General features: G+C 75.2%; 7 protein-coding genes. 4 read left to right on the forward strand and 3 right to left on the reverse strand.

Features of this window, described 5'->3' with window-relative positions:
- Positions 1-17 precede the first annotated feature (17 nt).
- On the forward strand, positions 18-383 hold the full coding sequence (locus tag ACFXOZ_RS28315) for an Rv2175c family DNA-binding protein (RefSeq protein WP_375893249.1): 366 nt from the start codon (positions 18-20) through the stop codon (positions 381-383).
- Complete coding sequence (thiE, locus tag ACFXOZ_RS28320) at positions 383-1033, forward strand: thiamine phosphate synthase (RefSeq protein ID WP_375893248.1); 651 nt, start codon at positions 383-385, stop codon at positions 1031-1033. The genes ACFXOZ_RS28315 and thiE overlap by 1 nt, the downstream gene beginning before the upstream one ends.
- A 73-nt stretch (positions 1034-1106) precedes the next feature.
- Here thiE and ACFXOZ_RS28325 read toward each other — a convergent pair whose 3' ends face one another.
- The gene (locus ACFXOZ_RS28325) at positions 1107-2213 is read right to left on the reverse strand and encodes a polyprenyl synthetase family protein (protein WP_380593194.1); all 1107 of its coding nucleotides are present in this window, start codon (positions 2211-2213) and stop codon (positions 1107-1109) included.
- A gap of 184 nt (positions 2214-2397) precedes the next feature.
- On the opposite strand from ACFXOZ_RS28325, the gene metF reads away from it, so the two are divergent.
- Positions 2398-3312, forward strand: coding sequence for a methylenetetrahydrofolate reductase [NAD(P)H] (gene metF, locus ACFXOZ_RS28330; protein WP_375893245.1), 915 nt, complete (start codon positions 2398-2400; stop codon positions 3310-3312).
- 165 nt (positions 3313-3477) lie between these two features.
- Positions 3478-4377, forward strand: coding sequence for a hypothetical protein (locus tag ACFXOZ_RS28335; protein ID WP_380593195.1), 900 nt, complete (start codon positions 3478-3480; stop codon positions 4375-4377).
- A gap of 16 nt (positions 4378-4393) precedes the next feature.
- Here the strand turns inward: ACFXOZ_RS28335 and ACFXOZ_RS28340 are convergent, their stop codons facing one another.
- Together ACFXOZ_RS28340 and ACFXOZ_RS28345 are read right to left on the reverse strand one after the other, a co-directional pair.
- Positions 4394-5887 (reverse strand): phytoene desaturase family protein, encoded by a 1494-nt coding sequence (locus ACFXOZ_RS28340; protein ID WP_380593196.1) that lies wholly within the window; start codon positions 5885-5887, stop codon positions 4394-4396.
- 11 nt (positions 5888-5898) lie between these two features.
- Entirely contained in the window at positions 5899-6513 is a 615-nt protein-coding gene (locus ACFXOZ_RS28345; RefSeq protein WP_380530379.1) for a DUF4126 domain-containing protein, read from the reverse strand.
- Positions 6514-7018: the final 505 nt, after the last annotated feature.

Consider the following 7018-nt stretch of genomic DNA (forward strand, 5'->3'; position numbering starts at 1 on the left):
GGTGGCAGTCTGGTGGCGTGAGTGAGATCGAAAGCAAGATTGAAGCCCTGGTCACCGAGTGGGTGTACCTGCCCGACATCTCGGAGCAGTGGGGGGTCCGGGTCACCGAAGTGCGTGACCTGGTCAAGAACGGTGGCCTGATCGCCGTCCGGCGCGGGCCGAACAAGTCGCTGCAGGTCCCGGCGGCGTTCATCGACGGCCAGGGGCTGGTCAAGCACCTGTCCGGCACCCTGACCGTCCTGCGGGACTGCGGGTACAACGACGTGGAGATCCTGGAGTGGCTCTTCACCGAGGACCCGTCGCTGCCCGGCAGCCCGATCCAGGCGCTCCGGGAGAACCGCGGCACCGAGGTCAAGCGCCGCGCCCAGGCGATGCTGATCTGATGGCGGCGGACACGCTGCGGGCCCGCCTGGCCGACGCCCGGCTCTACCTGTGCACCGACGCCCGGCGCGAGCAGGGCGACCTGGCCGAGTTCCTGGACGCGGCGCTGGCCGGCGGGGTGGACATCGTCCAGCTCCGTGACAAGGGCCTGGAGGCCAAGCAGGAGCTGGCGGCGCTGGAGGTCTTCGCCGACGCCTGCCGCCGGCACGGCAAGCTGCTGGCCGTCAACGACCGCGCCGACGTCGCCCACGCGGCCCGGCCCGACGTGCTGCACCTCGGCCAGGACGACCTGCCGGTACCGGCCGCCCGGGCGATCCTCGGCGAGGACGTGCTGATCGGCCGCTCCTGCCACGCCGAGTCCGAGGTGGACGCGGCGGTCGCCGAGCCGGGCGTGGACTACTTCTGCACCGGCCCGGTCTGGCCTACCCCGACCAAGCCGGGCCGGCACGCGCCGGGCCTCGGCCTGGTCTCGTACGCGGCGAAGCAGGCCACCGACCGGCCGTGGTTCGCGATCGGCGGGATCGACCTCGGCAACCTGGACGAGGTGCTGGCCGCCGGCGCCCGCCGGATCGTCGTGGTCCGGGCCGTCACGGCGGCCGAGGACCCGCGGGCCGCCGCCGCCGAGCTCGCCCGCCGGGTGCGCGCGGCGTAATGCCACCCGGGGCCGCCGCCGTCGCTGGGGCCCGTCTTCGAACTCCCGCAGGCGGGAGTTCGAAGACGGGCCCCTAGTACTTGCGGACGGTGGCGGCCTCGGCCAGGGCCAGCAGCACCGTGCGGGCCCGCTCGTCGGCGAGCGGTGCCGCCGCCAGCGCGGCCAGCGACTCCCGCATCAGCTCCTCGATCCGGGCCTCCACCAGCTCCGGCGCCCCGCTGCGGGCGACCAGCTCGCGCAGCCCGGCGACCTCCTCGGCGGCCAGGTCCGGTGCGCCGAGCCGGGCGTCCAGGTGCCGGGCGTCGGCCTGCGGCAGGCCCCGCATCGCGTGCGCGACCAGCAGGGTGCGCTTGCCCTCGCGCAGGTCGTCCCCGGCGGGCTTGCCGGTGACGGCCGGGTCGCCGAAGACGCCGAGCAGGTCGTCCCGCAGCTGGAAGGCCTCGCCCAGCGGCAGCCCGAACGCGCCGAGCGCCTCGACCAGCTCCGGCCCGGCCCCGGCCAGCAGGGCGCCGACCTGGAGCGGCCGTTCGATGGTGTACTTCGCCGACTTGTAGTGCAGTACGGTCCGCGCCCGCTCCGGCGCGCCCTCGTCGGCGGAGTCGCCGGCCACCGGCTCCAGCACGTCCAGGTACTGGCCGAGCATGACCTCGGTGCGCATCAGGTCGAACCGCGGCTTGGCGGCCAGCACGGCGGCCGGGTCCAGGCCGGAGCGCAGGAACAGCTCGTCGCACCAGATCAGCAGCAGGTCGCCGAGCAGCACCGCGGCCGAGGCGCCGTACTGCTCGCGGTCGCCGCGCCAGCCGCTGTCCCGGTGCAGTGCCTCGAAGCGGCGGTGCACCGAAGGCAGGCCGCGGCGGGTGTCGCTGCGGTCCATCAGGTCGTCGTGCACCAGGGCGCTGGCCTGGAGCAGCTCCAGCGCGGCGGCCGCGTTGGCGATCCCCGCGCCGTCGGCGGGGCCGCCGGCGGCGCGCCAGCCCCAGTAGCAGAAGCCCGGGCGCAGCCGCTTGCCGCCGTCCAGCAGGAAGTCGCGCAGGGCCTCGGCGGCGGGCACCAGCTGCGGCGAGATCGTGCCGAGCAGCGCCGACTGGCCGTCCATGAACGCGGCGAGGGCCGTGTTGACGCGGGTGCGGACGTCCTCCACGTCCATGGGGTTGGCCGGCCGGGTGCTGGACGAGGTCACGATGATGCTCCGCTGGTTCGCTGGGGTGCAGCAAGCGTAGCGGGGCGGCCGGGAACGGATGTGCGAGCGGGGCCGCCGACGGCGCGCGGGGCGGCCGGTGCGGAAGCGGAGGCCCGTCCACTACTTGTCCCGAATCGTGGGATCGAGTTGTCCGGCCCCTTCGGGGGACGGATAACCTGCCAGCATGGCACTCGGCATCGCTTCCACGAGACCGGACCGCGCACAGACGGTCCGCGAACTCCTGGCGGCCGGAAAGCGCTCCTTCTCCTTCGAGTTCATGCCGCCGCGCACGGAGGTCGGCGAGCAGAAGCTCTGGGACGCCATCCGTCGACTCGAACCGCTGGACCCCAACTTCGTCTGCATGACGTACGGCGCCGGCGGCTCCTCCCGCGAGCGCACCGTCAACATGGTCGGCCGGATCGCCACCGAGACCACGCTCACCCCGGTCGCCCACCTGACCGCGGTGGACCACTCGGTCGCCGAACTGCGCAACATCATCGGCCAGTACGCCGACCAGGGAGTGCGGAACGTCCTCGCGGTCCGGGGCGACCCGCCCGGCGACCCGATGGGCGAGTGGGTCCGTCACCCGGACGGCGTCACTTACGCCTACGAGCTGGTGGAGCTGATCAAGGGCATCGGCGACTTCTGCGTCGGCGTCGCGGCCTCGCCGAACATGCACCCGCGCTCGGCCGACTGGGACGAGGACATCCGGCACTTCGTCGCCAAGGTCCGCTCCGGCGCGGACTACGCGATCACCCAGATGTTCTTCGAGGTCGACGACTACCTGCGCTACCGCGACCGGGTCGCCGCCGCGGGCTGCCCGACCCCGATCATCCCGGAGATCATGCCGGTGACCAACGCCAAGCAGCTGGAGCGCTTCCCGCAGCTCAGCGGCTCGGCCTTCCCGGCGGAGCTGGAGGCCCGGCTGCGGGCCGTCATCGACGACCCGGTGGCGCTGCGCGCGATCGGCATCGAGCACGCCACCACGATGGCCGAGCGGCTGCTCGCCGAGGGCGCGCCCGGCCTGCACTTCATCACGCTCAACCACTCGACGGCGACGCTGGAGATCTACCAGAACCTGGGGCTGCACCAGCGCTGATCACCGCTGTTCACGGGCCCGTCACCGCCGTCCGGTGGCGGGCCCGGTCGTGTGCGGCCGGTGCCGCCGACGGCGGGAACGCGATGCGGTACCCCGGCCGTTGAACCGGTACAGTCGCCGCACACGCGCGGCCGGCGCGGGCACGCGACTGGAGGTAGCGCGCGGATGGGCATCGGATACCTGCTGCTGTACGTCGCGTTGGCGGTGGTGGCGCTCTGGCTGGTCGCCGAGGTGCTGCTGCAGAACCGGGCGCCGGTGCACTGGCGGGCCCTCGCCCTGGCCGGCTTCCTCGGGGTGGCCGTCGGGATGGGCCTCGACTCGGTCGTGGTGATCGGTGCCGGAGCGGCCCTGTTCGCGGTCGGCCAGACCTTCGTCACCCTCTCGGTCAAGAAGGGCTACCAGGCCGGCTGGTCCCTGCGCAACGCCGACGGCAGCCTGCCCGGCCCGCTCGCCAAGGTGCCCCTGCTGGGCGCCCTGACCGGCGGCGCGGCGGTCGCGGCCGCGGCGGCCGAGGAGAAGCGGGTCGGCGAGGTCAGCGCGGTCGAGGAGACCCCGGCCCCGGACACCGCCCCGGCCTCCGCCCCGGTCGCCGAGGACGTCCCGGAGGTCGAGCAGACCGCCGCCTTCGAGATGCGGGAACTGGCCCAGGACGGCGTCTACGCCCCCTCCTACTACGAGCAGCCGCAGGCCCAGCAGCAGCCGCAGCAGCCGCAGGACCCGTACGCCCCGGCCTACCAGCCCGGCTACGAGCAGCAGCAGTGGCAGCAGCCCCAGCAGCAGCCCGCCTACGCCTACGACCAGCAGCAGTCCTACGGCGGCTACCCGCAACAGCAGCAGGACCCGTACGGCGGCTACCAGCAGGCCCAGGACCCGTACGCGGGCTACCAGCAGCAGCACCAGCAGGCCTGGGACCCGAACGCCCAGCAGCACCAGCCGCACGAGCAGCAGCAGTGGCAGCCCCAGCCCGACCAGCACGGCCAGCACGCTCAGGGCGTCCCGCAGCAGCCGGGCTACGACCAGAACTACGGCTACCAGCAGCAGCAGAACACCTGGCACCAGGGCTGACCGGCCCGGCCCGGCGTCACGCCGGGCCGATCAGCCCGGCGGCGATGCAGGCCGACATGCCGGCCCGGGACAGGCCGCCGCCCGGGTGGGCGTTGCCACCGACCAGCAGCAGCCCGGGGACGGGCGACTCGTTGGCGGTGCGCAGCCACCGGCCCGCGGCGCCGGCCAGGGCGGGCCGGGCGACGGCGCCGGCGGGGGCGCCGGTCTCCCGACGGGTGTCCCCGGGCGTGCGCACCACCCGCCACAGGACCCGCTCGCGCAGGCCGAGACCGGCCGCGTCGACGTGGGCGAGCAGCTGGTCGGCGTAGCGGTCGGCGACCCCGGGGGCGGTCCAGTCGAACCCGTCCAGGGCCGGGACCGTTGCGGTCAGCACCACGGACTCGTGGGCGTCGTCGGGGCGCAGCGCCGGGTCGTCCGGGCGCAGCACCTGCACGGTGGGGCGGTCGCACAGCGGGCCGGCGCCGGTCAGCGCGGCCTCCTCCGCCGCCGGGTCGGCCGCGTGCACCACCGTGCGGTGCGCGGTGCCCTCCGGGCGCGCCCCGCGCAGGGCCAGCAGCACGCCGAACCGGCCGGGCACCCCGCGCGGCTCCCACCGCTCGGCCGGCCGCCCGGGCCACTCGGCGAGGCCGTCGCGGTGCAGCGCGCCCGCGTCCATCGCGGAGACCACCAGCTCGGCGTCGATCCGCCCGTCCGCCGTCTCCACCCCGCAGGCCCGGCCGCCCTCGACGAGCACCCGGGTGACCGGGGTGTCGAAGCGGAAGTCGACCTTGCGCAGCTCGCAGCGCCGGAACACGGCGTCGGCCAGGGCCCGCAGGCCGCCCCGGACGTACCAGACGCCGAAGGACTGCTCCATGTACGGCAGCACGGTGGCCCCGGCCGGGGCGTCGCCGGGGGCGAAGCCGTACCGGACGGCGGCCTCGGTGAGCAGCGCGGTCAGCCCGGGGTGGCCGCCGAGCTCGCGGGCGGCCACGTCCCGCAGGGTCCACGGCCGGGGGCGGCGCAGCCGGGCCAGGCCGGTGGGCGGCGGGACGGGGTACGGGTCGGCGCCCAGGAAGGCGTGGTCGGCCGGGAGCGGCTCCTCCAGCAGTGGGCGGCGGGTCGCCTCCCAGACCGTCCGGCCGTTGTTCATCACCGCGCTCCAGCGGGCACCGGAGCCCGCGCCGAAGGCGGTGTCCAGGGCCTGGCCGACGCCGCCGCGGGAGGCGTTGGGCAGGGTGACGACGGTGCCGTCGGGGAACACGTGCCGGCTCTCCGGCTCCACCGGCGCCAGCTCGACCAGCTGCTCCAGCGGCTCCTTGCCGGTCTTGAGCGCGAGGTCGCGGTAGACGGCCGGCAGCGGCAGCAGACCGGGACCGGTGTCGAAGGCGAAGCCGTCGCGCTCGTACCGGCCGACCATGCCGCCGTAACTGCCGCCCGCCTCGAAGACCGTCACCCGGTGACCGATGGTCGCCAGCCTGGAGGCCGCCGCGAGCCCGCTCATACCTGCGCCGATGATGACGATCCGTGCCATGGCACCCGATCCTAGGGCCGACCCGCGTACGCTCCGGACGCGGCCTTGGCGGCCTTGCGCTCGCGGCGGCGGGCCCGGAAGGCGCGGATCCTGCTGACCGCCAGCCAGACCAGCAGCAGACCGGCCAGCAGCAGGACGGCGGAGATCGAGGCGGCCGCCCAGGGGTGGAAGATCGCCAGGGTGACCAGGCCGGCCACCGAGAGGTCCTCGGTCAGGCTGACCACGATGTTGCTGAACGGTTCCGGCGTGGTGTTGACGGCCATCCGCAGCGAGGCCTTCACCAGGTGGGTGACCAGCGCGGTGGTGCCGCCCATCGCCCCGGCCGCGACCTCGCTGAGCGAGCCCGGGTCGGCGCTCGCGATCAGCACGCCGACGACGGCACCGGCGATCGGCCGGATCACGGTGTGCACGGCGTCCCAGACGGTGTCCACGTACGGGATCTTGTCGGCGACCGCCTCCAGCAGGAACAGCACGGCCGCCGCGACCAGCACGTCGGTGCGCTCCAGCGCGTGCGGCACCGACTCCGCGCCGGCGAACCGGCCCAGCAGGCCGAGCAGCAGCACCACCGCGTACGCGTTGATGCCGCTGGCCAGACCGCTGGTGAAGATCAGCGGCAGGACCGTCATCGCGTCCCCCTCCTCGTTCTCGCGGGCCTCGCGACCCCGTCCGGGCCGCCCGGCCCCGCCGTACCGTACCCGGAGCCGGGACGCCCCGGGCCGCCGCTGCGGTTCCGCTCCGGGCCGCCGCGGCCGACTGAGTACGGGTACTCAGTTCCGCGGTTGAGTACGACAGCGGATGGCCTCCGACCTGCTGGGACGGGAGAGTGGTGGCACCCGGGAGGGCGGCGCGTCGGGCGCCGGCCGCCCGGGCGGCGGATCCGTCCGTCCCCCTGGCCGGGAGGGCCCGGGGGGTGGTGCCGGGTCCGCGTCGGGCGCCGGTCACGGGCCCCGCACCGCCGACACGGGGCGGCGGAGCGGGCCGGGGGGAGACCGGTGACCGAACGGGGGAAACGGGGGGGAAGCGGGGGGAACGGGGGAGATCGCACCGCCGCCCGGTGGGGGCGGGCGGGGCGACAGCAGACGGCGGCGGGCGCGGACCGGGGGGCCGCGCCCGCCGCCGCGGCGTCCGGTC

The sequence above is a fragment of the Kitasatospora sp. NPDC059160 genome (genome assembly GCF_042755465.1).
Taxonomy (GTDB): Bacteria; Actinomycetota; Actinomycetes; order Streptomycetales; family Streptomycetaceae; genus Kitasatospora.

Excerpts from the sequence above, each read along its gene's own strand:
- thiE (WP_375893248.1), top strand. The coding sequence starts at position 383 with ATGGCGGCGGACACGCTGCGGGCCCGCCTGGCCGACGCCCGGCTCTAC.
- ACFXOZ_RS28345 (WP_380530379.1), bottom strand. The coding sequence starts at position 6,513 with ATGACGGTCCTGCCGCTGATCTTCACCAGCGGTCTGGCCAGCGGCATC.
- ACFXOZ_RS28335 (WP_380593195.1), top strand. The coding sequence starts at position 3,478 with ATGGGCATCGGATACCTGCTGCTGTACGTCGCGTTGGCGGTGGTGGCG.
- metF (WP_375893245.1), top strand. The coding sequence starts at position 2,398 with ATGGCACTCGGCATCGCTTCCACGAGACCGGACCGCGCACAGACGGTC.
- ACFXOZ_RS28340 (WP_380593196.1), bottom strand. The coding sequence starts at position 5,887 with ATGGCACGGATCGTCATCATCGGCGCAGGTATGAGCGGGCTCGCGGCG.